Source organism: Azospirillum sp. P4_B5 (genome assembly GCF_056402275.1).
The window spans coordinates 66,524-92,290 of the sequence record NZ_JBFUHT010000009.1 but is presented as its reverse complement, the minus strand read 5'-3'; the positions used below and the strand labels follow the sequence as shown (position 1 = coordinate 92,290).

At 68.4% G+C, this 25,767-nt stretch carries 22 protein-coding genes and 1 tRNA gene; 12 read left to right on the top strand and 11 right to left on the bottom strand.

The window, feature by feature from the left end:
• Positions 1–7: 7 nt before the first annotated feature.
• Positions 8–4,864, bottom strand: a complete 4,857-nt coding sequence (locus tag AC1DVI_RS09730; RefSeq protein ID WP_476957787.1) for an NAD-glutamate dehydrogenase — start codon at positions 4,862–4,864, stop codon at positions 8–10.
• Positions 4,865–5,095: 231 nt separating this feature from the next.
• Between AC1DVI_RS09730 and AC1DVI_RS09725 the strand changes: the two genes are divergently transcribed.
• Together AC1DVI_RS09725 and AC1DVI_RS09720 are read left to right on the top strand one after the other, a co-directional pair.
• Positions 5,096–6,763 carry an HD-GYP domain-containing protein gene (locus AC1DVI_RS09725; RefSeq protein WP_476957786.1) on the top strand — a complete coding sequence of 556 codons (1,668 nt, stop codon included), beginning with the start codon at positions 5,096–5,098 and terminating at the stop codon, positions 6,761–6,763.
• 248 nt (positions 6,764–7,011) lie between these two features.
• Entirely contained in the window at positions 7,012–7,983 is a 972-nt protein-coding gene (locus AC1DVI_RS09720; RefSeq protein ID WP_476957785.1) for a Bug family tripartite tricarboxylate transporter substrate binding protein, read from the top strand.
• 90 nt (positions 7,984–8,073) lie between these two features.
• Here the strand turns inward: AC1DVI_RS09720 and AC1DVI_RS09715 are convergent, their stop codons facing one another.
• The 5 genes from AC1DVI_RS09715 to AC1DVI_RS09695 all read right to left on the bottom strand — a co-directional run bounded on the left by AC1DVI_RS09715 (position 8,074) and on the right by AC1DVI_RS09695 (position 13,835).
• Positions 8,074–9,771 (bottom strand): methyl-accepting chemotaxis protein, encoded by a 1,698-nt coding sequence (locus AC1DVI_RS09715; protein WP_476957784.1) that lies wholly within the window; start codon positions 9,769–9,771, stop codon positions 8,074–8,076.
• Between the two features lie 156 nt (positions 9,772–9,927).
• Entirely contained in the window at positions 9,928–10,911 is a 984-nt protein-coding gene (locus AC1DVI_RS09710) for a tripartite tricarboxylate transporter substrate binding protein (protein ID WP_476957783.1), read from the bottom strand.
• A 546-nt stretch (positions 10,912–11,457) separates the two neighbouring features.
• Positions 11,458–12,387: an AEC family transporter gene (locus tag AC1DVI_RS09705; RefSeq protein WP_149164415.1), complete on the bottom strand. Its 930-nt coding sequence runs from the start codon at positions 12,385–12,387 to the stop codon at positions 11,458–11,460.
• An 80-nt stretch (positions 12,388–12,467) separates the two neighbouring features.
• On the bottom strand, positions 12,468–13,145 hold the full coding sequence (locus tag AC1DVI_RS09700) for an RraA family protein (RefSeq protein ID WP_237904815.1): 678 nt from the start codon (positions 13,143–13,145) through the stop codon (positions 12,468–12,470).
• 615 nt (positions 13,146–13,760) lie between these two features.
• A tRNA-Gly gene (locus AC1DVI_RS09695) sits at positions 13,761–13,835 on the bottom strand.
• Positions 13,836–13,998: 163 nt separating this feature from the next.
• Here AC1DVI_RS09695 and AC1DVI_RS09690 point away from each other — a divergent pair.
• The 6 genes from AC1DVI_RS09690 to AC1DVI_RS09665 all read left to right on the top strand — a co-directional run bounded on the left by AC1DVI_RS09690 (position 13,999) and on the right by AC1DVI_RS09665 (position 17,571).
• Positions 13,999–14,565 carry a prolyl-tRNA synthetase associated domain-containing protein gene (locus AC1DVI_RS09690; protein WP_149164413.1) on the top strand — a complete coding sequence of 189 codons (567 nt, stop codon included), beginning with the start codon at positions 13,999–14,001 and terminating at the stop codon, positions 14,563–14,565.
• 54 nt (positions 14,566–14,619) lie between these two features.
• Positions 14,620–15,570: a tetratricopeptide repeat protein gene (locus AC1DVI_RS09685; RefSeq protein ID WP_476957782.1), complete on the top strand. Its 951-nt coding sequence runs from the start codon at positions 14,620–14,622 to the stop codon at positions 15,568–15,570.
• A 97-nt stretch (positions 15,571–15,667) separates the two neighbouring features.
• Positions 15,668–16,357, top strand: a complete 690-nt coding sequence (locus AC1DVI_RS09680; RefSeq protein ID WP_145622898.1) for an LON peptidase substrate-binding domain-containing protein — start codon at positions 15,668–15,670, stop codon at positions 16,355–16,357.
• 48 nt (positions 16,358–16,405) lie between these two features.
• Positions 16,406–16,642: a Trm112 family protein gene (locus AC1DVI_RS09675; protein WP_145622897.1), complete on the top strand. Its 237-nt coding sequence runs from the start codon at positions 16,406–16,408 to the stop codon at positions 16,640–16,642.
• Entirely contained in the window at positions 16,642–17,046 is a 405-nt protein-coding gene (locus AC1DVI_RS09670; protein ID WP_476957781.1) for a gamma-butyrobetaine hydroxylase family protein, read from the top strand. Before AC1DVI_RS09675 ends, AC1DVI_RS09670 begins: the two co-directional genes overlap by 1 nt.
• A gap of 147 nt (positions 17,047–17,193) precedes the next feature.
• The gene (locus AC1DVI_RS09665; protein WP_200526826.1) at positions 17,194–17,571 is read left to right on the top strand and encodes a hypothetical protein; all 378 of its coding nucleotides are present in this window, start codon (positions 17,194–17,196) and stop codon (positions 17,569–17,571) included.
• A 161-nt stretch (positions 17,572–17,732) separates the two neighbouring features.
• On the opposite strand, the gene AC1DVI_RS09660 is transcribed toward AC1DVI_RS09665, so the two are convergent.
• Together AC1DVI_RS09660 and AC1DVI_RS09655 are read right to left on the bottom strand one after the other, a co-directional pair.
• Positions 17,733–18,089, bottom strand: a complete 357-nt coding sequence (locus tag AC1DVI_RS09660) for a cupin domain-containing protein (RefSeq protein WP_476957780.1) — start codon at positions 18,087–18,089, stop codon at positions 17,733–17,735.
• Positions 18,090–18,102: 13 nt separating this feature from the next.
• Positions 18,103–18,789, bottom strand: a complete 687-nt coding sequence (locus AC1DVI_RS09655) for an HAD family hydrolase (protein ID WP_476957779.1) — start codon at positions 18,787–18,789, stop codon at positions 18,103–18,105.
• A 311-nt stretch (positions 18,790–19,100) separates the two neighbouring features.
• Between AC1DVI_RS09655 and AC1DVI_RS09650 the strand changes: the two genes are divergently transcribed.
• Complete coding sequence (locus AC1DVI_RS09650) at positions 19,101–19,319, top strand: DUF1127 domain-containing protein (protein ID WP_476957778.1); 219 nt, start codon at positions 19,101–19,103, stop codon at positions 19,317–19,319.
• A gap of 164 nt (positions 19,320–19,483) precedes the next feature.
• On the opposite strand, the gene AC1DVI_RS09645 is transcribed toward AC1DVI_RS09650, so the two are convergent.
• Positions 19,484–20,620 (bottom strand): type III PLP-dependent enzyme, encoded by a 1,137-nt coding sequence (locus tag AC1DVI_RS09645; protein WP_476957777.1) that lies wholly within the window; start codon positions 20,618–20,620, stop codon positions 19,484–19,486.
• A 442-nt stretch (positions 20,621–21,062) separates the two neighbouring features.
• Here AC1DVI_RS09645 and AC1DVI_RS09640 point away from each other — a divergent pair, with 442 nt between their 5' ends.
• Positions 21,063–21,548, top strand: a complete 486-nt coding sequence (locus AC1DVI_RS09640; RefSeq protein ID WP_476957776.1) for an MgtC/SapB family protein — start codon at positions 21,063–21,065, stop codon at positions 21,546–21,548.
• Here AC1DVI_RS09640 and AC1DVI_RS09635 read toward each other — a convergent pair.
• Positions 21,532–22,716 (bottom strand): multidrug effflux MFS transporter, encoded by a 1,185-nt coding sequence (locus tag AC1DVI_RS09635; RefSeq protein WP_476957775.1) that lies wholly within the window; start codon positions 22,714–22,716, stop codon positions 21,532–21,534. The two genes, AC1DVI_RS09640 and AC1DVI_RS09635, sit on opposite strands and share 17 nt — an antisense overlap.
• A 63-nt stretch (positions 22,717–22,779) precedes the next feature.
• Entirely contained in the window at positions 22,780–23,586 is an 807-nt protein-coding gene (locus tag AC1DVI_RS09630) for a M48 family metallopeptidase (RefSeq protein ID WP_476957774.1), read from the bottom strand.
• 198 nt (positions 23,587–23,784) lie between these two features.
• On the opposite strand from AC1DVI_RS09630, the gene AC1DVI_RS09625 reads away from it, so the two are divergent.
• Both AC1DVI_RS09625 and AC1DVI_RS09620 read left to right on the top strand, forming a co-directional pair.
• Complete coding sequence (locus tag AC1DVI_RS09625) at positions 23,785–24,915, top strand: PAS domain-containing sensor histidine kinase (protein ID WP_476957773.1); 1,131 nt, start codon at positions 23,785–23,787, stop codon at positions 24,913–24,915.
• A gap of 207 nt (positions 24,916–25,122) precedes the next feature.
• Positions 25,123–25,515, top strand: a complete 393-nt coding sequence (locus tag AC1DVI_RS09620; RefSeq protein WP_476957772.1) for a hypothetical protein — start codon at positions 25,123–25,125, stop codon at positions 25,513–25,515.
• Positions 25,516–25,767 lie beyond the last annotated feature (252 nt).

Below are 25,767 nucleotides of genomic sequence, written 5' to 3'. Positions count from 1 at the left end.
AAGCCCTTTACCCCGCCGTCAGGCCGCGGAGCTGCCGGTTCGCCACCGCCAGCATCGACAGGTCGACGTTGGGCTGGGTGCGCAACTCGGACAGGAGCTGCTCCACCCGCTCCACCACCGGGCGGCGGTGGGCGATCCAGGCCTCCACGGGGGCTTCCGCGGGTAGCTGGTCCACCGCCTCCAGAACGCGGGTGGTCAGCGCGGTCTGGTGGGCGAACAGGTCGTCCACCAGGGCGGCCACCGCCTGCTTCTGCCAATGGTTCTCCGCCTTCGCCGCGGCGGCCTTGTCGCGCAGCCACTCCAGGCCGAAGCGACGACCCAGCATGAAGTAGACCGCGGCGACGTCCGCGACCCCGCGTCCGGTGCGCCCGGCGATGCGGACGAGGTCGGGAGCGGCGGCCAGGACCGGCAGCGCCGCCATGCGGCGGGCCAGCTCGGCGGGAACGCCCTGCTCCTGGTAGGAGGCGACGCGGGCGGTCAGGCGGGCCGTCTCCTCGGCGTCCAGCACGTTGTCCAGACCGGCCAGAAGCGTCTCGATGCCGGGCCGGAAGGCCTCCGTCTCGCGGGCGATGTCCAGCGGCTGCTGGCAGCTCGCCAGGAACCAGGCGGCGGCGCGCTCCATGTGGCGGACCGTCTCCAGGATCATGCTGGTCTGGAGCGCTGCGGGGACGACGGTGTCGAGATCCTCGATCCCCGTCCACAGCGAGCGCAGGCCGAAGGCGTCGCGCACGATGGTGTAGGCGCGGGCGACGTCCGCCGGCCCCATGCCGGTCTTCTCCATCATCTCCTTGACGAAGGTCGGGCCGGTGCGGTTGACGAGGCTGTTGGTGACGCCGGTCGCGATGATCTCCCGCCGCAGCCGGTGCCGCCCCACCGCCTCCGCATGGGCCTTGCGCAGCGGCTTGGGGAAGTAGCGGGTGAGGTCGTCGGCCATGAAGGGATCGTCCGGCAGGTCCGACGCCAGCAGATCGTCGTAGAGCGTGATCTTGGCGTAGGCCAGCAGCACCGCCAGCTCGGGCCGGGTCAGCCCCTCGCGGTTGGCCATGCGGGCGGACAACTCCTCCTCGTCGGGCAGATACTCGATGGCGCGGTTGAGCCGCCCCGCCTTCTCCAGCGAGCGGATCAGCCGGGCCTGCGCCTCCAGCGCGTCGGGACCCAGCGCGCGGGCGACGGTCAGGGCCTGGCTCTGCAGGTAGTTGTCGGCCAGCACCAGACCGGCCACCTCGTCGGTCATGGCGGCGAGAAGCTGGTCGCGCTGCTTCAGCGTCATGTCGCCGCGGACGACCACGTCGTTCAGCAGGATCTTGATGTTCACCTCATGGTCGGAGGTGTCCACGCCCGCCGAATTGTCGATGGCGTCGGTGTTCAGCCGCACCCCGTGCCGCGCCGCCTCGATGCGGCCGCGCTGGGTGACGCCGAGGTTGGCGCCCTCGCCGATCACCTTAGCCCGCACGTCGCGCCCGTCGATGCGCAGCGCGTCGTTGGCCTTGTCGCCGACCTCGGCGTTGGTTTCCTCCGCCGCCTTCAGGTAGGTGCCGATGCCGCCGAACCACAGCAGGTCCACCTCGGCCTTCAGCAGGGTCTGCATCAGCTCCAGCGGGGTGACGTGGTCCTTGGCGATGCCGAAGCGCTGGCGGATCTCCGGCGTCAGCTCCAGCGACTTGGCCGAGCGGTCGAACACCCGCCCGCCCGCGGACAGCAGCGACGCGTCGTAGTCCGCCCAAGAGGAGCGCGGCAGGTCGAACAGGCGCTGCCGCTCCTCCCAGCTCCGCGCGGCGTCGGGGTCGGGGTCGATGAAGATGTGCCGGTGGTCGAAGGCGGCGAGCAGGCGGATGTGCTTCGACAGCAGCATGCCGTTGCCGAACACGTCGCCCGACATGTCGCCGACGCCGACGACGGTGAAGTTCTGCGTCTGGGTGTCGTGTCCCAGCTCGCGGAAATGGCGCTTCACCGATTCCCAGGCGCCGCGGGCGGTGATGCCCATCTTCTTGTGGTCATAGCCGGCGGAGCCGCCCGACGCGAAGGCGTCGCCCAGCCAGAAGCCGTGGTCCACCGACACCGAATTGGCGATGTCGGAGAAGGTTGCCGTGCCCTTGTCGGCGGCGACCACCAGATAGGGATCGTCCTCGTCGTGGCGGACCACCTCGGGCGGCGGCACCACCGCGCCCTCGGCGTCGAGGTTGTCGGTGATGTCCAGCAGGCCGCGCATCAGCGTCTTGTAGCACTCGATGCCCTCGGCCAGCGCCGCCTCGCGCCCGGCGGACGGCGGCGGCGGACGTTTGACCACGAAGCCGCCCTTGGAACCGACCGGCACGATGACGGTGTTCTTGACCATCTGCGCCTTCATCAGCCCCAGGATCTCCGTGCGGAAATCCTCGCGCCGGTCGGACCAGCGGATGCCGCCGCGCGCCACCTTGCCGCCGCGCAGATGGACGCCTTCCATCCGCGGGCTGTAGACGAACACCTCGACCATCGGGCGAGGCAGCGGCAGCTCGTCGATGTGGCGGCTGTCGATCTTGAAGGAGAGGTAGGTCTTGGGCCGCCCGTCCGCGCCGTTCTGATAGGCGTTGGTGCGCAGCGTGTTGCACAGCAGGTTGAGGAAGCGCCGCAGGATGCGGTCCTCGTCCAGGTTCTTCACCCCGTCGAGCGCGCGTTCGATCTCCGCGGCCAGCCCCGGATCGTTCTGCGGGCGGCGGGCCGGGTCGAAGCGGCTGTGGAACAGGGCGACCAGCTTGCGCGCGATGGCCGGATGGCCGGCCAGCGTGCTTTCCACCACGTCCTGCCCATAGGGGATGCGGGCTTGGCGCAGATACTTGGCGTAGGCGCGCAGCACCGTCACCTCCCGCGCGGTCAGGCCGGCGCGGAGCACGAGGCGGTTGAAGCCGTCATCCTCCATCCGGCCGTCCCAGACGGCGGCGAAGGCGTCCTGGAACTTCTCCTTGACCATCGCGCAGTCGATGGGCAGCCCGTTTTGGGAGCGCGCGGTGAAGTCGTGGATCCACACCGGGGCGGCGTGGCCGGCGATGGCGATCTCGAAGGGGGCCTCGGTGATCACCTTCAGGTCCATGTGCTCCAGCATGGGCAGCACGTCGGACAGCGGCACCGGGCGGCCTTCGTGGTAGATCTTGACGTGCAGCTCGTCCCCTTCGGCCTCCAGCGGGCGGTAGAGGTTGATGCCCAACGTGCCCTGGGCCGTCGCCTTCTCGATGCGGTCGATGTCGAAGACGGCGGCTTCCGCGTTGAACTCCTCGCGGTAGGCGGTGGGGAAGGCGTCGGCGTAGCGGCGGAACAGGGTGCGCCCCTGCTCCTCGCCATGGGCCTCGACCAGCGCGTCGCGCAGATGGTCGTCCCAGCCGCGCGACGCCTGGACCAGCCGCGCCTCCAGATCGGTGGCGTCGACGGCGGGCACCCGGCCCGGCTCGGTCCGGATGATGAAATGCAGGCGGGCCAGCACGCTTTCGGTCAGCTGCGTGGTGAAGCCGGTGCAGGTGCCGGCGTAGGCGGCCTCCAGGATGGACTGGATGCGCCGGCGCAGGGTGGTGTCGTAGCGGTCGCGCGGCACGTAGACGAGGCAGGAGGCGAAGCGCTCGAACGGGTCCTTGCGCACGAACAGGGCCAGCCGCTGCCGCTCCTGCAGGTGCAGGATGCCGACCGCGATGTCCAGCAGCTCCGGCACCTGGATCTGGAACAGCTCGTCGCGCGGGTAGGTCTCCAGGATGTGCAGAAGCGCCTTGCCGTCATGGCCCTGCGGGTCGAAGCCGGCCAGCTCCATCACCTCCGCGACCTTGCGGCGGAGATAGGGGATCTCGCGCGGGCTGCGGTTGTAGGCGACGGAGGTGAAGAGCCCGGCGACCAGCCGCTCGCCGACGATCCGCCCCTCGGCGTCGAAGCGCTTGATGAGGATGGCGTCCATCGGGACGGAGCGGTGCACGGGGGAGGGGCGGTTGCCCTTGGTCACCATCAGCACGCGCGGGTTGCGCAGGAAGTCGCGCACGTCGGGCGGCAGGGTGGCGTAGTTGCGCAGCCCGTCGAAGACGGTGACGGAGTCGTCGCGCAGGATGCCCAGACCGCTGCCGGCGACCAGACCCAGCGAGGAGTCCGCCCCGTCGGCGCCGCTCTCGAAGCGGTATTCGCGGTAGCCGAGGAAGGTGAAGTGGTCGTCGTCTGCCCAGGACAGGAAGGCCTTGGCCTCGTCCACCTCGTCGTCCGGGATGATCGCCGGGACGGCGGCGCGGGCGCAGTCGGCCTCCACGATGGCGGCGCGCACCTGCTGGCGCATGGCCCGCCAGTCGGCGACGGCGGCGCGCACGTCGGCCAGCACGCGCTCCAACCCTTCGCGGGCCTGGTCCAGCGCGGCGGCACCGGTGACCGCGCCGACCTCGACATGCATGAAGGATTCGGGGGCCGCGTCGGTGGGGGCCGCCGCCGGCTCGTACATCTCCACCAGCTGGCCGTCGGCGTCGCGCTTGACCCGCACCACGGGGTGGATGACCAGATGGACGGTCAGCCCCTGGCGGTTCAGCTCCGCGGTCACCGAGTCGACGAGGAAGGGCATGTCGTCGTTGACGATCTCCACCACCGTGCGGTGGGACTGCCAGCCATGCTCCTCGACGCGGGGATTGTAGACGCGGACCTTGGCGCGGTCCGCCGCCTCGCGCTGCTGACCCCATTGCCACATGGCCAGCGCCGCGCCGTAGAGCTGCTCCGCCGGAGCCTGGATGATGTCGTCGGGCGGGACGTTATCGTAGAACTGCCGTACGAAGCGCTCCGCCGGTGCCGCACGGCTGCGGCCCAGCCGCTCGCGAACCTGCCGCACGACCTCTTCGGTCAGCTCGTCCTTGAGCTGTTCGGCCCTGAGAGCCATCGCTCCAATCCTTCCCTGATTTTTTGCGGCGGTTTGCCGCCGTTGTAGGCAGAGGGTAGCCGATTTGCTGCGACAGGCAACAGGCGGAGGGGCGTAACCGGAAGAGGCGGTTATTGAGGCGGTTATTACGGAGCGGCCCTTCGTGTCCAAATCGATGAAAGTTGAATGAGTCCGGAAGTGGGCGTATTTTTCGTGCCGGCGCGCTTGCGGCGCGCAACCAACGAGACGATCATGCCCAACGACGACGCCCGCCCGCCGGAGGCCAACCCGGTTCCCCCCGCCAAGCCCCGCCTGCACGTCCTCGTGGTCGATCCCGACCCGGCGCTGGCCGGGCTGACGCGCGCCGCGCTCGACGGCTTCGCGCTGGACGGGGCGCCGGTGACGGTGCTGACCGCCGCCACCGCCGCCGAGGCGCGCGAGGCGCTGTACCGCAACCCCAGCACCGCCGCCGTCCTGCTGGAGCCGGTGCTGGACCCCGCGGCGGATGGGGTGCCGGAAGGGCTCGGCCTCATCGACCACATCCGCAAGGATCTGGGGAACAGCCGCGTCCGCATCCTGGTCTGCACCGCCCATCCCGAGCGGGCGCCGGAGGAGGAGGTGGTGGAGGGCCACGACGTCAGCGACTACCGCCTGAAGGACGGGTTGACGGTGCGCACGCTGCGCACCGCGGTCGTGCCGCGGCTCCGCGCCTTCCTCAATCTGCAGACCCAGGCCGCCGGGCGCAAGGCGCTGGCCCGCATGCTGGTGGCGACCACCGGCCTGCTGGAGATGCGCACCCCGGACGTGCTGTTCCCCAACATCCTGCCGCGCGTCGTCGGGCTGCTGGGCATCGGGCGGCACGCGCTGCTGTGCATCCAGGGCGACACGCTGCCGCGCGACCGCCGCATCCGCGTGCGCGCCTCCACCGGGCGCTTCGCCAAATGGAAGGACGTGGACGTCGCCGAACTGGGCGAGCCCAGCGTGGCCGCCGCGCTGGAGCGGCTGAGCCCGAGTTCCGAGACCATCGTGGAGCCGGGCTATTGCGCGCTGCGGCTGCGCGCCCATGGCGGGATCATCGGCATGATCTACGTCGAGGGCCACAACAACGAGGGCACCGCGCGCGAGTGGCAGTTGCTGGAGCTGTTCCGCAACAAATGCTCCATCGCCTTCGAGAACGCCCTGCTGTTCGAGGAGCTGAACACCGCCCAGAAGGCCACCGTCCTCGCCATGGGCTCGCTCGCCGAATACAAGGACAACGCCGCCGCCGGCCATCTCCAGCGCATCGAGCGGCTGGTCGGCGACATCGCGCGCGAGCTGCGCGTCCACGGCCGCTTCGCCGACGAGCTGGACGACGAATTGGCGGAGAAGGTCGGGCTGGCCGCCCTGCTGCACGACGTCGGCATGCTGAGCGTGTCGGACGAGACGCTGGGCATTCCGGGCGAGCTGGCGAACAACGACATGGCGGCCATCCAGCGCCACACCCTGATCGGCCACCGCATCCTCAGCGAGGCGGCGCTGCCCCTGCGCGGGCGCAGCCTGCTGTCCATCGCCTCGGAGATCGCCCGCTACCACCACGAGCGCTACGACGGGTCGGGCTACATGGAAGGGCTGCGCGGCGGGGCCATTCCGGTTTCGGCGCGGATCATGGCGGTGGCCGACGTGTTCGATGCCCTCATCACCGACCGCCAGTACCGCAAGGCCTGGGGGGTCGAGCACGCCATCGCCTGGATCGCCGAGCGGGCGGGCAAGGATTTCGACCCGCTGGTGGTCGAGGCGTTCCTGACGGTGGTCCGCCGCATCCAGATCGAGGAGCCGGACTGGTTCCCCAAGCCGGAGGGCGGCAACCAGGGCCTGCTGGTGTCGGCGATCGGGCGCAAGCTGCGCGCCCTGTTCGGCAACCGCGCCGAGCCGATCAACTGACCCGCGTCGTTGTGTGACGGAACCTGACCGAACGGCCTTTCCCAAGGCGGGAGGGCCGCTTTGCCGACGCCTTTCGGTGGCGATGACTGGCGCGGCAATGTGTCCGTTTCTCTCACTATGGTTGCGCCTTAAATACTATAGTGTACAAAAAATCGTGTTACTATGAATTGCGCAACCGACACCACAGAAGCGTTCCTTGGTGGCGCTCCGGTGTGGTGGTCGTGCGGCAGCATTTGGCGGAGCCGACCATGAAAGCCAGACGTTTCATTTCCAGCCTCCTGACCTCCTGTGCCCTGATGATGGGCGCGACTGCGGCCCAGGCCGCCTACCCGGACAAGCCGATCACCATGATCGTCGCCTACGGGGCCGGCGGATCGACCGACGTGACCGCGCGCATGCTGGCGCCCTACATCGAAAAATATCTGGGCGGCGGCGCGCGGATCGTGGTGATGAACCGCGGCGGCGCCGGGGGGGAAATCGGCTTCGCGGCCATCGCCGACGCCACGCCGGACGGCTACACCATCGGCTTCATCAACACGCCGAACGTCGTCACCATCCCGATCGAGCGCAATGCCCGCTTCACGCTCGACCGGCTGGACGCGCTGGTCAACATCGTCGACGACCCGGGCATCATGACGGTCCACGGCGACAGCCCCTACAAGACGGTGGAGGATCTGGTCGCCCAGGCCAAGGCCAACCCGAACACCATCACGTTGGGCTCCACCGGCGTCGGGTCGGACGACCATCTGGGCATGCTGCTGCTCCAGCGCCAAGCGGACGTCCGCTTCACCCACGTGCCGTTTCCCGGCAGCGCTGAGAACTACCGTTCCATGCTCGGCCGCCACACCCAGATCTGCGGCCAGAATCTGGGCGAGGGGCTGCGCGGCAAGGCCGGCGGCGACAACATCCGCATCCTGGGCGTGATGAGCACGCAGCGCTGGGACATGGCGCCCGACCTGCCGACCTTCAAGGAACTGGGCTACAACATCACCATGGCGTCGCTGCGCGGCGTCGGCGCGCCGAAGGGCCTGCCGCCGGAGATCCGCACCAAGTTGGTGGAGGCGGTGACCAAGGCCGCCAACGACCCGGAATTCCAGAGCAAGGCCCGCGACACCTACCAGCCGCTGCGCATCCTCGATTCGGAAGCCTTCTCGGCGGAGCTGAAGGAGCTGGACGGCGATTTCCGCAACCTCTGGCGCGAGTTCCCCTGGCTGAAGTGATCGGGCAAAAGCGAACAGACAAGGCCATATAGAAAAAGCCCCTCTTCCATGTGGAAGAGGGGCCTTTTTCATGGGCGGTGTCCCGACCGGTCAGGCCGCGGTGATGCGGGTGATGAAGGCTTCGATCTCGTTGTCCAGCCGGTTGAAGCTGCGCGACAGCTCCTCGGTCGTGGTCTGGACGGCACCGGCGGAATGGCCGGTGGTTTCCGCCGCCTGCTGCACCAGCCGCATTTCCTGGAGCACGGCCACCGTATCGGTGGCGGCGCGCTGCGAGCGCTCGCTGATGTCGCGGGTGGCGGCGTCCTGCTCCTCCACCGCCGCGGCGACGGTGCTGAGCGATTCGTCGACCTGCCGGATGGTGTTGACGATGGCGCGGATGGCGTTGACCGCCGCGCTGGTCGCCGCCTGTACCGCCGCGATTTCCGCGCCGATCTCGTCGGTGGCCTTGGCGGTCTGGTTGGCGAGGCTCTTGACCTCCTGCGCAACCACGGCGAAGCCCTTGCCGGCCTCTCCCGCGCGGGCCGCCTCGATGGTGGCGTTGAGCGCCAGCAGGTTGGTCTGGCCGGCGATGTTGTTGATGAGGCCGACCACCTCCTCGATCTTCCGGCTGGCCTCGCTGAGGCCCTGGACGATCGAGTCGGTCCGCCCCGCCTCGTCCACCGCGCCGCGGGCGAGCTGGGTCGACTGGGTGATGGAGCGGGTGATCTCGTCGATGGAGGCGCGGAGCTGTTCCGCGCCGGCGGCCACGCTCTCCACCTCGCTCGTCGCCTCCTGCACCGCATGGGCGACCGAATCGCTGTGGTGGCTGGTCTGGCGGGCGTTCTCCAGCATGACGTTGGCTTCCCCGCGCATGGAGTCGGCGGACCGCACCACCTCGCCCATCATCGCCTTGACCGACGCCTCCAGGTCGGCGGCGAGGCTGTTCATGGCCCGGCGCTGCTCCTCGGTGGCGCGGGCGCGCATGGCCTCCTGCTCGCGCGCCATCTCCTGGACGCGCAGCGCGTTCTCCTTGAAGACGCGGACGGTGCGGGCCATCTGGCCGATCTCGTCGCCGCGCTCGGCGGCGGGCACCTCGTCCTCCAGCCGGCCCTGGGCCAGCCGTTCCATGACCATGGTCAGGCGGACCACCGGACGGGCGATGTTGAAGCCGATGAACAGCGCGACGCCCACCGTGATCAGCAGGGCGACGATTGCCGAGGCGACGAAGGCCTGGGTGGTCGCGTCGACCGACGCGTTCACGTTGGCGTAGGCGTCGGCCGACTGCTGGCGCTGGTAGGTCAGGTAGTCGCGGGCGGTGCCGTTCAGGCGTCCGTAGGCCGCCTGGACCTCCTGCAGGAAGTCGAGCGGATCGACGCCCATCTTCAGCAGGTCGAGGAAGCTGGTCACCTTCGCCTGATAGGCCGCGGTGTCGGAGCCGAAGCGCTGGAGGATCTGCCCCTCCTCCTCGGTCGCGGCGGACTGGCCCTTCATCTTGTCCGCCTGGGTCTTCAGCTTGGTGATCTGTTCGGTCAGGGCCTTCGATTCATCCTCGACCGCCTTGGGAGAGGCGTTGGCGGTGCTGAGGATCACCGTCCGGTAGAGGCCGGCGTGGGCGACGGTCAGCGTGTCGGTCAACGCCTGGACATCCGCTTCCCGCGTGAAGGAGCGGTTGAACAGCGTGTCCAGCAGGCGTGACTGTTCCGTGATGGCGGAGCCGCCGAGCAACGCGATGGCAAGCATGCCCAGGATCGCTGTCGCCGCCGGGATTCCCATTTTGGTGGGAATGTGGAGGTGATTGAGGAAAGTCATGGAGCACCTGCTTCAACCATTGGCCGGTCCGTTGGCGCCGGATGGTCAGGGGGGCTTGAACCGCACCCGTCGCAGGCCGGGCGGCCGGCGGCGGGTGGTTTCGCGGATGGGCCGGACCCGGACGGACCAGCCCGCCCGGGTCGCGTCAGCCCCGGATCACTTCAGCCAGGGCGACGACTGCCACAGCGACTTCAGCTCGGTGTCGAGCTGCTTCAGTTCCGCCGCGAAGGCGTCGGGGCCGAGGACGCGCAGCGGCTGGAAAGTCTCCTTGGCCTCGGCCTTCGCCACGAACTCCGGATCGGTCGCGGCCTTGGTGACGGCGTCCACCAGCTTGGCGCGGACGTCGGCGGGCAGGCCCTTCGGCGCGCAGACGCCGCGCAGCGAGGCCATCAGCACCGGGTAGCCCTGCTCCGCGAAGGTCGGGATGTCCGGGGCGGCCTTCCAGCGCTCCTTGCTCATCACGCCCAGCACGCGGATCTGGTCGGAGGCCTGACCGCGCAGACCTTCGCCGAGGTTCTGGCCGCTGATCTGGATCTTCTTGGCGAGCATCGCCTTGTAGTTGGCGGCGGAGCCGGAGAAGGGCACATGGGTGAACTGCACGCCCGCCTGGCGCTGCACCAGCAGCATGGCGAGCTGGTCGTCCGAGCCCACGCCGGTGGTGCCGACGGTGACGGTGTTCGGGTTGGCCTTGGCGTGCTCCACGACGTCCTTCAGCGTCTTGAAGGCGCTGTCGCCGGGAACGCTCCACACGCCCGGATCGTCGACGACGTTGACCAGCGCGTCCAGCCGGTCCGCCGAGAAGCGGGCCTGACGCTCGATCGGGATCGACACCATGTTCGGCGTGTTGCAGAAGCCGATGGAGTAGCCGTCCGGCGCGGCGTCGGCGATGGCCGCGAAGCCAATCTCGCCGCCGGCGCCCGGCTTGTTCACCACCTCGATCCGGGTGCCGCCCAGATGCTTCTCGATGAAGGGAGCCAGCAGGCGCGCGGTCACGTCGGTCGAACCGCCGGCGTCGTAGGCGACGACCACGGTGATCGGCTTCTCGGGATAGGCGGCCCGGGCCGTCGACAGCGCGGTCGTCGACATGGCCAGCGCCAGGGTCCCGGCCGCCAGCGCCAGGAACTTGCTGCGAATGATCATCTGGATGCCCTTCTTTCCTGCGTTATTGCGGAAGACCCCCTTGGTCGCGGACGCGGCGGGGTCCCGGGAGATCCCGCCCGTCCCGATGCGGACACAGGCTGGGCCTCCTTTTCTGAAATTCTCGTAAAGATCGATGATCTTTGATTTCGACAGCATTGGAATATCGGGTCATGAACGAGACGAAGAGCCGTCCTGGCTTTGAGCAGGATGGGTGCATACTTCGGTATGTCTGTCTTCGTGGGTGGCCGATCCCGTCGCCGGCGCGGCGGCGGAGTTCAGTCGTCTTTTTCGCAAAAAGGGGCGGTTCATAGACCCAACGCTGTCAAATCGACCTTATGGAAGCGGTTAAGACGCTTCAAGGTGGAAGATACAGAGTCGCTATTCGTGTATCAATCGTGTTGACCGAACCGGACATCCGGAAATGACAGGGATTTTCGACGAATGATTTCTATTCGGCATGGTTTCCTGGAGTTCCGCACGGTCGGGCGTGCGTGATAAGCGTCAAATGGACGCATAATGAAAATCGCCTGCGTCGAAATGACCGTGTCAGCCCATCGCCACCATGAAGGCGACGGAAATCGAGATCGGGGACATCAGGGTGGACAGCAGCAGCGACATGGACACCAGCTCCCGCCCCGTCTGGTAGCGCTCGGCGAAGGCGTAGACGTTGACGCCGATGGGCAGCGCCGCCGCGGTCACGGCGGGGGCCAGCCAGTCCGGCGGCAGGTGGAACACCTCCACCGCCAGGACCCAGGTCAGCACCGGGTGCAGGACCGTCTTCATCACCGCCAGGACCAGCGCCTGGCCGAACTTGCCCGACAGCTTCCCGAAGGACAGCGCGGTACCCAGCGTGAAGCAGGCGCAGGGCAGAACGGTGGCCGCGGCGTAATCCGCCGCCTTCATGACCGCGTCCGGCACATGAACGCCGGTCAGGTTGAAGCCCATGCCGACGACGATGGACAGGATCATCGGGCTGAGCAGGGTCGCCTTGACGGCGTTGACCGCGGCGGCGACCGGCCGCCCGCCCGCCGTCCGCTGCGCCTCGGCGATCATCGTCGCCGTGGTGAAGAGGAGCGGCGACTGAAACAGGATCAGCAGCATCACCGGGATGGCCACCGACGATCCGTAGGCGTCCATCAGGATCGGTGCGCCGAGCAGGCCGATGGAGGAGAAGGAGGGGGCGAAGCCGCCGATCGCCGCCTCGTCCCGCCGCCGGATGGACAGCATCCAGGCGGCACCCAGCCCGAAGATGATGAAGGCCGCGACGAAGAAGGACGCCACGAAGCCCCATTCGATGGGATCGGGGATCTTCGCCTTGGCCATCGCCGCAAACAGCAGCGCGGGCAGGGCGTAGATGCCGAGAAAGCGCGACAGCCCCTGAGCCGCCGTGTTGCTGAAATTGCCCGATTTCCCGGCGTAGAAGCCGAGCGCGACCAGGACGAACATCGGCAGCACGATTTGAAAGATGAGCGTCATGGCAGCGGAAACCGGTCTTGGGGCGGCTTAAGGGGCTGTGCGGTTCGCCGGCGCGCGTGGTCCGGCGGAGGCGCTGGGGGTCAGCGCAGGGTGGGCGTTTCGACGATCTCCGGTTCCGGCACGCCCAGCACCTCCATCAGCGACTTGCCGGCGTCGAGCTGCTGCGACCACACCTTCTCCTTGGCCATCAGCTCCAGGCAGCGCCTCAGAACCTCGTCCATCACGGCCAGCGGCACCACGGTCACGCCGTCGTCGTCGCCGATGATGAGGTCGCCCGGATTGACCACCATGCCGCCGACGCCGGCCGGCACGTCCATCTTGCCGCCGAAGGCCTTGTGCGGGCCGCGCGGCACCGAGCCCTTGGCGAAGACCGGAAAGCCGATGGTCCGGATTTCCTGGAGGTCGCGGACGGAGCCGTCGATTACCAGCCCGCCCAGGCCGCGCGACTTGCAGCCGCGGACCACCCATTCGCCGGCCAGCGCCACCTCCTCCAGCCCGGCGCCGGCAACCACCACCACCTCGCCCGGCTCGGCCAGGCTGCAGGCGGTCAGCAGCATGCTGTTGTCGCCCGGCATCGACACGGCGGTGCGGGCCTGCCCGCAGATGCGCATGCCGGGAGCGCAGGGCTTGATCCGGGCGTCCATGCTCTGGCAGCGGTTCTGCACGTCGGACGCGATGCTGCTGGGGACCGTCTTCCAGATTTCCAGCATGTCCGGGGACAGGCGCGGAAAGTTCACGATGTAGCGTTGCATAGCCATGGGAAGGACCTCTTGTCGTCTGGGCGGATTGCCGTCTGGGCTGTACGAAGCGGGGCTTGGAAGCGCGACCAGCGGCACCGCCGGTCGCAGCGCGACGACAGCGGAGCCGGTGACGATCAGGCGGGGGAGGGCCGGCGTTGCCGGAGCGGCGGACGCCGGCCGGACAGGAGCGTCCTATCCGGGAAAATCACGGGCTTAGCCCGTCCGACATGACCGGACCATCCATGGTGCATACAACCCTAAACGGATAGAAGTTCTATTTGTTTCGCATTTGAAGCTTAGTCCTTCCGCGGGTCATACGCAAGTAGGTTGCCAATAAGTAAATTTATTCACGCGGTCATATAGGATATGAGCGCGGGGAATGACCTACATAAGTATGAGATTTGCCAGGATTCGCACCTTTCGATTGCGCCATTTGGTGGCGCGCCCTGTATGGCTGCGTCGATTCGGGGCGAGGGGAGTCGGGGAGGGTGAGGCGTCGGTTGCGGAATCGCAACGCGCGGGGAGCGGGATGACTCGGGAGGAAAAAACGAAAAAGGCCGGCACCCGAAGGTCCAGCCTTTCCATCCACTGTCTTGTTTCCCGCCTGGAGGATCACCGCCTCCGTCGGGAAAATGGAGCGGGCGAAGGGATTCGAACCCTCGACCCCAACCTTGGCAAGGTTGTGCTCTACCCCTGAGCTACGCCCGCGCTCCGTTTCGCTGCCGTTCGGACCGTTGTTCGGTGCCGTCCGGCGGCGTGCGGCGGACTATACTCATGGATCGGCGCAATGCAAGCGTCATGTTTCACTTTTCTCGGGCGCCTGGACAGATTTTCCCGGACGAATATTCCCGGCAACGCTAAAGATGGCTCCATGGACACCCGCGACACCCCCGAGGGCAGGGCCGAGGAGCCGCTGCCGACGAGCCCGGAGCAGCTCCTGCAGCATCTCGCGGCGCTCGGCATCCGCACCGTGACCCACCGTCATCCGCCGCTGCACACGGTGGAGGAGAGCAAGGCGCTGCGCGGCGCGCTGCCCGGCGGCCACTGCAAGAACCTGTTCCTGAAGGACAAGAAGGAGCAGCACTGGCTGGTCGTCGCCCTGGAGGATGCGCGGGTCGAGCTGAACCGCTTCGACAAGGTGATCGGGTCGGCGCGGCTGTCCTTCGCCTCCGCCGACCGGCTGTGGCGGCATCTCGGCGTGCGGCCGGGTTCGGTCACGCCCTTCGCGCTGGTCAACGACCGCGAGCGGCGGGTGCGGGTGGTGCTGCAGGAGCAGATGCTGGCCCACGACCCGCTGAACTACCATCCGCTGCTGAACGACCGCACCACGGCCATCGCCGCCGCGGATCTGCTGCGCTTCCTGCGGGCCGGCGGGCACGAGCCGCTGATCGTGCCCTTCGGGGAGGAGCCGCCGGACTCTCAGCCGACGCTTGCTTAACGCGCCCCGTGCGCTCATCTATCACGCGAGATCGCAAAGGGATACGTGACCGCCATGTTCTCCATTCCGCCCGCCAACAAGCCCGCCGCCGCCGGTGCCGCTCCCGCTGCCGGTGACCTGATCAAGGACAGCAGCGACCGCGCCTTCATGGCCGACGTCATCGAGGCGTCGCAGTCCGTGCCGGTGATCGTCGATTTCTGGGCGCCCTGGTGCGGCCCGTGCAAGCAGCTCGGCCCGATCCTGGAGAAGACGGTGCTGGCCGCGAAGGGCAAGGTGCGGCTGGTCAAGATCGACACCGACAAGGACCCGATGATCGCCTCGCAGCTCCGCGTGCAGTCGATCCCGGCGGTCTACGCCTTCTTCCAGGGGCGCCCGGTGGACGGCTTCATGGGCGCCCTGCCGGAATCGCAGGTGAAGGCTTTCGTGGAGAAGCTGGTGAAGCTGGCCGGGGCCGCGGGCGGCGACGCGGGCGACGTCATCGAGGAGGCGCTGGCCCAGGCCAAGGAGGCGCTGGAGGCCGGCGACACCCAGACGGCGTCGGAGATCTACGGCGAGATCCTGCAGGCCGATCCGGAGAACCTGAACGCCGTGGCCTATGCCGGGCTGGTCCGCTGCCTGATCGTCAACGACGAGCTGGCCCGCGCCAAGCAGATGCTCGACAAGGTGCCGGAACCGATCGCCAAGGACAAGGAGATCGCCGCGGTGCGCAGCGCGCTGGAGGTCGCCGAGCAGGCCGCGAACGCCGGCCCGATCCCGGAGCTGATGGAGAAGGTCGCCCGCAACCACGACGACCACGAGGCCCGCTTCGACCTCGCGCTCGCGCTGTTCGCCGCCGGCAAACGCGAGGCCGCGGTGGACGAGCTGCTGGAACTGGTGCGCCGCGACCGTGCCTGGAACGACGAGGCCGCCCGCAAGCAGCTCGTCAAGTTCTTCGAGGCCTTCGGCCCGACCGACCCGCTGACGGTGCAGAGCCGCCGCAAGCTGTCGTCGATCCTGTTCCGCTGATCTCGGGGGGCCGGCGGTCCGAAGGCGACTCCGGATCGCGGCCTGTTCCGTTCCAGGCCGCTCTGTTCGCCGTGCGCGGGGGTTCTATATTCGTCGCATGAGCCGGAACCCCATCGACCCGTCACCGGACCGCTTCCCGCGGCAGCTTCCGATCTTCCCGCTTGCGGGGGTCCTTCTGCTGCCGCGCGGGCGCCTCCCGCTGAACATCTTCGAGCCGCGCTACCTCGCGATGGTCGAGGACGCGCTGGCCGGCGACCGCATGATCGGCATGGTCCAGCCGACCGACCCGGCTTGCCGCTTGCGCGAGCCGGCGGTCTACGGCACCGGCTGCGCCGGGCGGATCACCAGCTTCGCCGAAACCGAGGATGGCCGCTACATCATCACCCTGACCGGGGTCAGCCGCTTCGCCATCATGCGGGAGCTGGAGGGCCAGCGCGGCTACCGCCGCGTCGCCGCGGATTGGGACCGCTTCTCCGGCGACCTGATCGACCCGCTGGAGCGCGGCGGGGCCGACGGCTGCGGGCTGGATCGCCCGCGTCTGCTGGCCGGGCTGAAGGGCTATTTCCGGATGCAGGGGCTGTCGGTCGACTGGAAGTCCATCGACGGCACGCCGGACGAGCGGCTGGTCACCTCGCTGGCGATGATCTGCCCCTTCTCGCCCAGCGAAAAGCAGGCCCTTCTGGAGACGCCGGATCTGCCGGAGCGCGCGAAGCTCTTGATCGCCCTGGTCGAGATGGCCATTCTCGACGGCCATGAGGGGGACGGCGGCGGCGCGCTGCGTCACTGACCGTTTCCTGCAAACCATGTTGCACTCTCCGACTGCGAGGCCCGATCCATGAGCGCCCACCCCCACGACAACACGCCCGCCGACGGCAAGACGCAGGCGCGCGTCGATCCGAAGCTTCTGGAGATCCTCGTCTGCCCGCTGACCAAGGGGCCGCTGCGCTACGACGCCGAGCGCGCCGAGCTGATCAGCGACCGCGCCGGGCTGGCCTATCCGATCCGCGACGGCATTCCGATCATGCTGATCGACGAGGCCCGCAGCCTCGACGGGAAGCCGGGGGCCGCCTGATGTCCGACGAGCAATTCGCGTCGGACGCCTTCGGCACGAAGCACTGGCCGGTGGAAGTCCGGCTGAAGAGGGAGGAGAAGCGGCTGGAGGTCGATTTCGACAACGGCCGGACCTTCTCCTACCCGGCGGAGTTCCTGCGCGTCCACAGCCCCAGCGCCGAGGTGCAGGGCCACGGTCCCGGCCAGAAGCAGACCGTCTCGGCCCGCCGCCACGTCGGCATCATGAGCCTGGAGGCCATCGGCCATTACGCCCTGCGGATCGTCTTCGACGACCTGCACGACAGCGGCATCTACTCCTGGAAGCTGCTGTACGAGCTGGGCGAGGACCAGGACCGCCTGTGGGCGGAGTATCTGGCGGAGCTGGAGGCCAAGGGGCTGAGCCGCGATCCCCGCGGCCGCCGCTGACGCAGTGGAGGCGGGGCGAGGCAATCCGCCGCGGCCTCGCCTTTTTCGCGTGTCCTTTCCGGGCGCCGGGGCGCGGCGTGTTGCGCTTTCATGAAAATGGCGTAGATAACGGCCCATCGACCGTTCCTCCGCCGCAGGAAGACCGCTGTGACCGCGACCGACCCGCCCGGCGCGACCGCCAGCCGGACCACCGCGCCCGACGCCGATTCGCCGCCTGCGGGCGGCGCCGCACTGCCCGTTCCCACGACACCCGCGCCGAATGATCCGCCGCCCATAGAGAGTGGCTGGGGTGGATGGACGCGCGGCTACGGGCGGCGCGGCAGCGCCTTGCGGCAGAAGCTGGCCGCGCATCTGGCCGCCCGACGGCGCAAGCGGCGGGCCTGGGCGAGGGACATCGCACGGATCGTCCTGGTGGTGTCGATCATGGCGCTGTGCCTGCTGGCCGTGGAGATCGGGCGAAAGGCCGTGGTCGTGCTGAACCGCGCCGACCTGGGCGCCGTTCACCTGTTCGGGGAGCGTGGCTGAAGCGCTTGGTGTTCCCTCTCCCCTCTGGGGAGAGGGTTAGGGTGAGGGGGTTGCGCGTGGCGCCACGCCCGGCAAAAGCGCAACCCCCTCACCGGCCCTTTGGGCCACCCTCTCCCCAGAGGGGAGAGGGTTAAAATGGCCGAGTGCAGATGAACTGCCTCTCAGGGAAGAATGACCACATAGCGCTTCGTCGTGGTCTCCAGCACCTCCCACACACCGTCGAAGCCAGGCTCCAGCGTGAAGCGGTCGCCGGGGCCGACGGTCCAGCGGCGCCCGTCGGCGTGGCTGATGGCGCTGGTGCCCTCCAGAATCTCGCAATACTCCCACTCGTCGTAGACGATCCGCCAAGAGCCGGGGGTGGAGCGCCAGACCCCGGCGAAGCGCTTGCCGTCCGCCGATTCGTACTCGTTCCAGGTGGTGAAGACCGGTGCGCCGGACAGGACGCGGTCGGCGGCCGGGCCGCCGGTTTCGGGTTCCACGGCGGGGCGGGCGGGGTCGGTCAGCAGGGCGAAGCTCATCACGGTTTCCCTTTCACCAGGCGGCGAGCAGCGGCGGCAGGCCGTGCAGGCTGTCGATGCGGCGGTAGTTCTCGGTGGGCGGCTCGGCCACCTCGTGCGCCCAGGTGACATGGTAGGGCACATGGACGGCGTGGCCGCCGACGGCCAGCACCGGCAGGATGTCCGACCGCACGGAATTGCCCACCATGACGAAGCGCGCCGGGTCCACCCCGTGGCGATCGAGCAGGCGGCGGTAGGTGGTCGGGTCCTTCTCGCTGACGATCTCGATGGCGTCGAAGCGCTCGGCGAGGCCGGAGCGGGCGATCTTGCTTTCCTGGTCGAACAGGTCGCCCTTGGTGACGAGCAGCAGCCGGTAGCGCCCGGACAGCCCCTCCACCACCTCCTGCACCCCGTCGAGCAGATCGACCGGGTGTTCCAGCATCGCCTTGCCGAACTCGACGAGGCTCTGGATGTCCCGCCCGCCGATGCGCCCGTCGGTCAGATCCACCGCCGTCTCGATCATCGACAGGACGAAGCCCTTGATACCATAGCCGTAGACGCGGAGGTTCTCGCGCTCGGCCTGCAACAGCCGCCGGTCGATGTCCGCCGGATCGGCCAAATGGTTGGCGAGCAGCGCGCGGAAGCGGTCCTGCGTCATCGAGAACAGGGACTCGTTGTGCCACAGCGTGTCGTCGCCGTCGAAGGCGATGGTGTCGATCATGGGAAGAACTCGGTGTCGGACGACGGTCGGGATCAGAGGTAGGACGCGCCGCGGCGCCTGTCCAGCGCTCCGTTTTAAACCCTGTTTGTTGGTGAACTGCACAATTCGTGACGCCCAAAAACTGTGCATCGGCCCATTATTTCTGCATCGGTGATATTCCTACGACAGCTATCGAGAAAGCACACGGCTCGCATACCCACATGGCGGTGGCGGGTTTGCGCGGAATGAGCAATATTCTTTCTCACAAAGCGAGGGCGCGGCGGCCACTTCCGGCAGGCCCCCTCGGGACCTTCAAAGATAGGATGACCACCATGGCAATCGCTCTGCGCACGGCCCACGTCGGCCGTACCCTGCGCCCTGCTCCGGTGGCGTATGTGCTGGACAGCGTTCTGGACACGTTCGCCCTGTGGCGGCAGCGCACCATCACCCGCCGCGAGCTGGCTCGGCTGGACGACCGGATGCTGCACGACATCGGGATTTCCCAGATCGACGTCGAAGGCGAGATCAGCAAGCCGTTCTGGAAGGCTTGATGCCGTCGTCACGGCTGCGGGAGACCGCAAGGAAAAGGGCCGCCCCTGTCTAAGGGAGCGGCCCTTTTCGCGTCCGGGTTCCTGTCTTCCCGCAAGTCGCCAAAAGAAAAGGCCGCCCGTCCCGAAGGACGGGGGGCCTTTTCCTTGAACAGACCGTCGCCCGATCAGATGCAGATCTGCTGGAGCGGGGCGAAGCCGTTGAAGCAGACCGCCGAGTAGGTGGTCGTATAGGCGCCCGTGGCGTGGATGCGCACGCGGTCGCCGGCCTTCAGGTCCATCGGCAGCTTGTACTCGGCGCGCTCGTAGAGCACGTCGGCGCTGTCGCAGGTCGGGCCGGCCAGGACGACCGCCTCGCTGTCGCCCTCCTCATCGTCCCCCATCACCTGGATCGGGTACTGGATCGCCTCGTCCATCGTCTCGGCGAGACCGCTGAACTTGCCGATGTCCAGATAGACCCAGCGCTTCACGTCGTTGGCCGACTTGCGGGAGACGAGGACGACCTCGCTCTCGATGATGCCGGCGTTGCCGACCATGCTGCGGCCCGGCTCCACGATGGCTTCCGGCAGGCGGTTGCCGAAGTGGGTGCGCAGGGACTCGAAGATGGCCTGGCCGTAGGCGGTGGTCTCCGGCACGTCGGTGCGGTAGCGGGTCGGGAAGCCGCCGCCCAGGTTGATCATGCCGAGATCGACGCCCAGCACCTCAAGCTCGCGGAACAGCTGCGCCACCTGGAAGATGGCGTGGTCCCACTGCATCAGGTCCTTCTGCTGCGAGCCGACGTGGAAGGACACGCCGTAGGGAACGACGTTCATGCCCTTGGCCTTCAGCAGCAGCTCCCGCGCCATGGCGAGGTCGCAGCCGAACTTGCGCGACAGCGGCCATTCGGCGCCCTCGCCGGAGGTCAGGATGCGGCAGAAGACGCGGGCGCCGGGGGCGGCGCGGGCGATCTTCTCCAGCTCCGCCTCGCTGTCGAAGGCGAACAGGCGCACGCCCAGCTCGAAGGCGCGGCGGATGTCCGCTTCCTTCTTGATGGTGTTGCCGTAGGAGATGCGCTCCGGCGCGCAGCCGGCGGCCAGCACCATCTGGATTTCCGGGACGCTGGCGGTGTCGAAGGCGGAGCCCAGACGGGTCAGCAGGCCGAGGATCTCCGGCGCCGGATTGGCCTTCACGGCGTAGAAGATCCGGGCATCCGGGAGCGCTTCCTCCAGGTCGTGGTAGTTCGCTTCCACGACGTCCAGATCGACGACGAGGCACGGGGTCTGCGGGCGCTGCTCTTCGAAAAAGCGCGCAATCTTATCGGTCATCTCAGTCTCCCGGACGCAAGATGAAGGTGTCGGACGAATTGTGAAAAAGCAGGGGCGGAGCGGCCGCGCGCTGCTGACCGGTCAAAAAGAAAAGACGGTCAGGCGTTCAGGCCGCCCATACTGGACTGCCGCGTCGCCTTGCGGGGAAGAGCCGAACTGGACAGAACCGGAAAGAGTCGGAGACGGGTGAGCCGGCGCCCACCCACAACAACATGAACCATCGTAACCTCCAAGACGCCGCCTTGCTTAAGGGACGGTCGGGGATCACGCGTTACGTCGTTGCATAACCACATCTCGAAAAGGACGAGGGGCGGGCCAGCGGCACGTGCGCTTGCGAGTTGCGGTTACATAGATCGAACGGGCCGCCTTTTAAAGTGAAAAATGCGACCGGGCGCAAAAAAGTAGCAAGCGTTACGCAAAGGTAAAAATACGGAGGAATAACATGGACTTGAGTACGGCCATTCCGGTCTGGGACATGGCGGCCCGGCTGGCCGCGGCGGCGGTTTGCGGGGCGGCGCTGGGACTCGACCGCGAGATCCGGGGCAAGGCGGCGGGGCTGCGCACCCACACGTTGGTGGCCATCAGCGCGGCGGTGACGACTCTGGTTGCGCTGGAGCTTTACTGGGGCATGGCCGGGCATAAGGGCGGCGGTGGCAGCGGCGGGGGCGACATGGACCCCACCCGCGTCATCCAGGGCATCGCCCAGGCCATCGGTTTCATCAGCGCCGGGGTGATGTTCCGCGCCGGAACCACGGTGCGCGGGGCGACCACCGCGGCGGTGATCTGGATGGCCGGCGCGCTGGGCATCGCCTGCGGGGCCGGATTCTACGTGCTGGCGGGGATGGCGCTGGCGCTCTGCCTCGCCGTCACCATCGTCTTCTCCTACGCCCTGCGCTGGATACCGGAGTCTGTCAAGCGCGAGGATTGACCAGAAGCCGATGGGACAGCGCGGCGCCCAGGGCGACCAGCCCGATGGCCGTCATCATGGGAAGTTGGCTGTCCGCGTGGGTGTGCCCGAGCATCACGCCGATCAGCGCCGCCACGGTCATCTGCACGAAGCCGACCAGAGAGGAGGCCAGCCCGGCCATCATCGGGTAGGGGCCGACCGCCCCGGCCATGGCGTTGGGCAGGGTCAGCCCGGCGCCCAGCATGAAGAGGAAGACAGGCGCCACCACCGCCGCCAGATGCAGCACCCCGCCCAGCGCCAGCCCCACCCCCAGCAGCCCACCGGCAAGCGAAACCGCCGTGCCGGTGCGGATCATCCGCGGCCCGCCCAGCCGCGCGCTCAGCCGCCCGGCGAGGAAGGAGCCCACGGCGTAGCCCAGCACCACCACGCCGAAGCTCGCGCCGAACTGCGCGGGCGTCAGCTGCAACCGCCCGATCAGCACGAAGCTGGACCCGGAAATGAAGGCGAAGATGCCGCTGTAGGCGAAGGCCACGGTCAGCATCTGCCCGACGAAGCCGCGGTCGCGCAGCAGGCGTGAATAGTTGGCGAGCAGCCGGCCGGGCTGCAGCGCCGTCTCGTCGCGGTTGGCGTTGGTCTCGCCCATCAGGGTCCAGGTGGCGACCAGGATCAGGGCGGCGAAGCCGGTCAGCAGCAGAAAATTGCTCCTCCAGCCGAACCACTCCGTCAGGACGCCGCCGAGGATGGGGCCGGCGGCGGGGGCCAGCGTCATCGCCATCGCCATGTAGGCCAGGACGGTGGCCGCCCGGTCGCGCCCGAAGACATCGCGCACCACCGCCCGCGCCACCACCGGGCCGCAGCAGGCGCCCAGCGCCTGGAAGAAGCGCGCGACGATCAGCGTTTCGATGTCGTCGGTCAGCGCGCAGGCGGCGCTCGCCACCAGATAGATGAGGATGCCGCCGAGCAGGGCGGGCCGCCGCCCGAACCGGTCCGACACCGGCCCGTAGACGAGTTGCGACACCGCGAAACCGGCGAGGAAGACCGACAGGGTCAACTGCACCGTGGCGATGTCCGTGTCGAACACGGTGACCAGCGTGGGCAGGGACGGCAGATAGAGGTCGGTGGACAGCGGGCCGAAGGCGACGAGCGCCGTCAGCAGCACGCGGACGGTCAGGGAATCAGGGCGGGGCATGGAAGAGGTCGGGCCGGGAACGGTGGGAGTGGCGCACTCTAGCAGAGCCTCGGCGCGACCCCGTCACGGCGTTTCGGCATGACCGTCATTTGCAGGTGAAACCATTTCCGCTCCCTCGCCGTAGCGCAGCAGCCGCGTGCCGTTGGCCTTCAGCCAGAGGCGCGGCGTGCGCACGTCGCCGGTCAACTGCGCGCACAGCGTCCAGAAGCGCTGGGAGTGGTTCATCTCGCGCAGATGCGCCACCTCGTGCCCCACCACGTAATCCAGCACCGCCTCCGGCGTCAGGATCAGCCGCCAGGAGAAGGAGAGCCGCCCGGTGGCGGAGCAGCTTCCCCAGCGGCTCTTGGTGTCGCGCACGGTGACGGCGGCGACCCGCGCGCCGATCAGCGCGGCCTTCGCGCGCGAGCGTTCGGCCAGCTCGCGCCGCGCCTCCGTCATCAAAAAGTCGCGCACCCGGCGGGCGACATGCTCCGCCCGGCCGCCGACCAGGATCGCGCCGTCCTCCCGTCGCGTCGCCCCGCGCAGGTCGGGGCTGTGCCGGATGACGTGGTCGATTCCCAGATAGGGCACCGTCGCTCCATCGGCGAAGGGAAGCTGCGGCGGCAGGGCGGCCAGCCGCGCCCGGACCCAGCCGTCGTGCCGCCCGACGAAGCGCAGCGCTTCCTCCTCCGGAACACCCACCGGAATCACCACCTGGATCAGCCCGCGCCCGGCGTCCACCCGCAGGGTCATCCGGCGGGCGCGGGCGCTTTCCCGCAGTTCCAGCGGCACGGGCAGGCCGGCGACGGCCAGGGCGCGCGGGGCCTTCGCGCGGGGAGCCTGGGGTTTGGCCTGGGTTCTGGAGGGGTGGGATTTGCGGCGGAAGAGCATACCTGACTTATAGCCCGCATGGCCGGCCGGGGCCAATGGGGCCGTTGTCCTTCACATTCAAACGGAATTTGTCCCAAGTGAGTTTTGCATGTGATATTTGACTTCGTAGGCCAAGTGGCCGAATAAATGCGCTGAAATCTCAGTGTAAGTGGTGAAGTCGTGGGCGAGTATACCGGTAAGAACTCAACCGAAAGTCATATGACTGATCGTGCGATCTGGCTTGAGGCTCTGGTCTCCGCCAACGGCGCCGCTCACGCTCTGCTTGGGCTGGACGCGCGGCTTCTCGTGGTCAATCAGGCTTTCGCCGCTGCCTTCGGCTGCCTGCCGGAGGAGGTGGACGGCCGGGAGCTGACCGAGTTGGGTGTTCCGGCGGCCATCGTCTCCCAGGTCGAGGCACAGGTCCGCCGTGTCGTCCTCACCGGGGTCCCGGTGTCGGCCTTTGGCCTGCTTCCCCGCGGCGAAATGGTGCTGAGCCCGGTGCGCGACGCGGACGGGGTGATCACCGCGGTCGCCGCCATCGCCGACACCAACGCCGCCGCGCTGGCCGCCGCCCGCGCCGAGGCCGAGCGGGCGAAGGCCGAAGCCGAGCGGGTCCGCGAGGAGGCCGAGACGGGACGCACCGCCATCGGGCGCTTCCTGTCCGCCGCCAGTCACGATCTGCGCCAGCCCTTCCAGGCCATGCACCTGTTCCATCATCTGCTGATGGGCCGCCTGACCGATCCCGGCGCGCGCGATCTGGGCGAGAAGCTGGAAATGTCGATCGAGGCGGCGGAAGCGCTCCTGCGCGCCCTGCTGGACGTGTCGAAGCTGGAGGCCGGGCTGGTCCGGAGGCAGGTTCAGACCTTCCCCATCGACGAAACGCTGGGCCGCCTGCTCAACGAGTTCGCGCCGGAGGCCGACGCCAAGGCCCTGCGCTTCAACGTCCGCCCCGCGGACGCGGAGGTGAGCACCGACCCGGTGCTGCTGGAGCAGCTTCTGCGCCCGATCCTGTCGAATGCCCTGCGCTTCACCGAGTCGGGCGGCGTGCTGCTGGCGGCGCGGCGGCGCGGCGGGGCGCTGCGCATCGAGGTGTGGGATACCGGCATCGGCATCGCTCCCGCCGACCAGTCGGCGATCTTCGACGACTTCCGCCAACTCGGCAATCCCAACCGCGACCGTCGGCACGGGCTGGGGCTCGGCCTTGCCATCGTGCGGCGCTTGGCGGCGCTGCTGGGCCTGCCGGTCTCGCTGCGCTCGGTGCCCGGCAAGGGCTCGGTCTTCGCAGTGGACGTCCCGCTGGCGGCGGAGAGCGCCGAGGAACTGCCGGTCGAGAGCAGCAGCGCGGCGTGACGGGGCGGGGAACCCCCTTTCCTCCTTCCCACCGAACGAACAGAGAGCGCCGTCCTCGCTTGCGCTCGCCGACCCGTCCATCGGCGCCGCGCCGGGCGTCGATGGAGCGCGCATACTTCCTTCGAAGGCCGGGGCCGTTCACGGCCCGCCGGCCCCGGCGTCATGGTCTGGGTGCGCCACGGGCGCGGCCTGGGATCGGAGGGAAGCATGCATCGCAAAGCAGGGTGCCGGCTGGCCGGTTGTCTGGCGGGGATGACGATGGCCGCCTTCGTCGTCCTGCCCGCCGCCGCGCAAACGACGAGCCTGGACTGGGACCAGCGCGGCTGTGTCTTCGGTCCCCGGCCCGGCCTCGACCGGCTGGTGCCCGGCTACAACCCCGGTGCGCAGCCCTATTACTGCCCGCCGCCCGCCGCGCTGTATCCCGCGCCGCCGGTCGCGGCCCCGACGGCGTCGCTCTATCTGTCGGCGCCGAGCCGGTCCTACTGCCTGCTGCGCTCCTCCGGCCTGATGGGGGACAGCCTGTCGCAGATGGCCGGGTCCCTGTGCCGGGACGACTCCGCGCTGTGGGCGCTCGCCCAAACATGGCACCCCGAGAGATGACGTAAAGGTGATAGTCCGTACTGATACGTACGGCTGATTGACAGCCTCCCCCTCTATCCTTAAGGCTTGCAAAAAAGAAACACACATGCGGGGAGGAAAATCATCAATGCCGGCGCAACATCCGCCACCGCCTTAAGTCCCGTTCCATGCCTTACGCAGGACCGACGTTGCAACCGCGAGGAGCGGATGCGGCGCGCCCCTGCGCGCGTGTTCCGGACACGTCACCAAATCTTCACAAGACCGTCGCGGGAC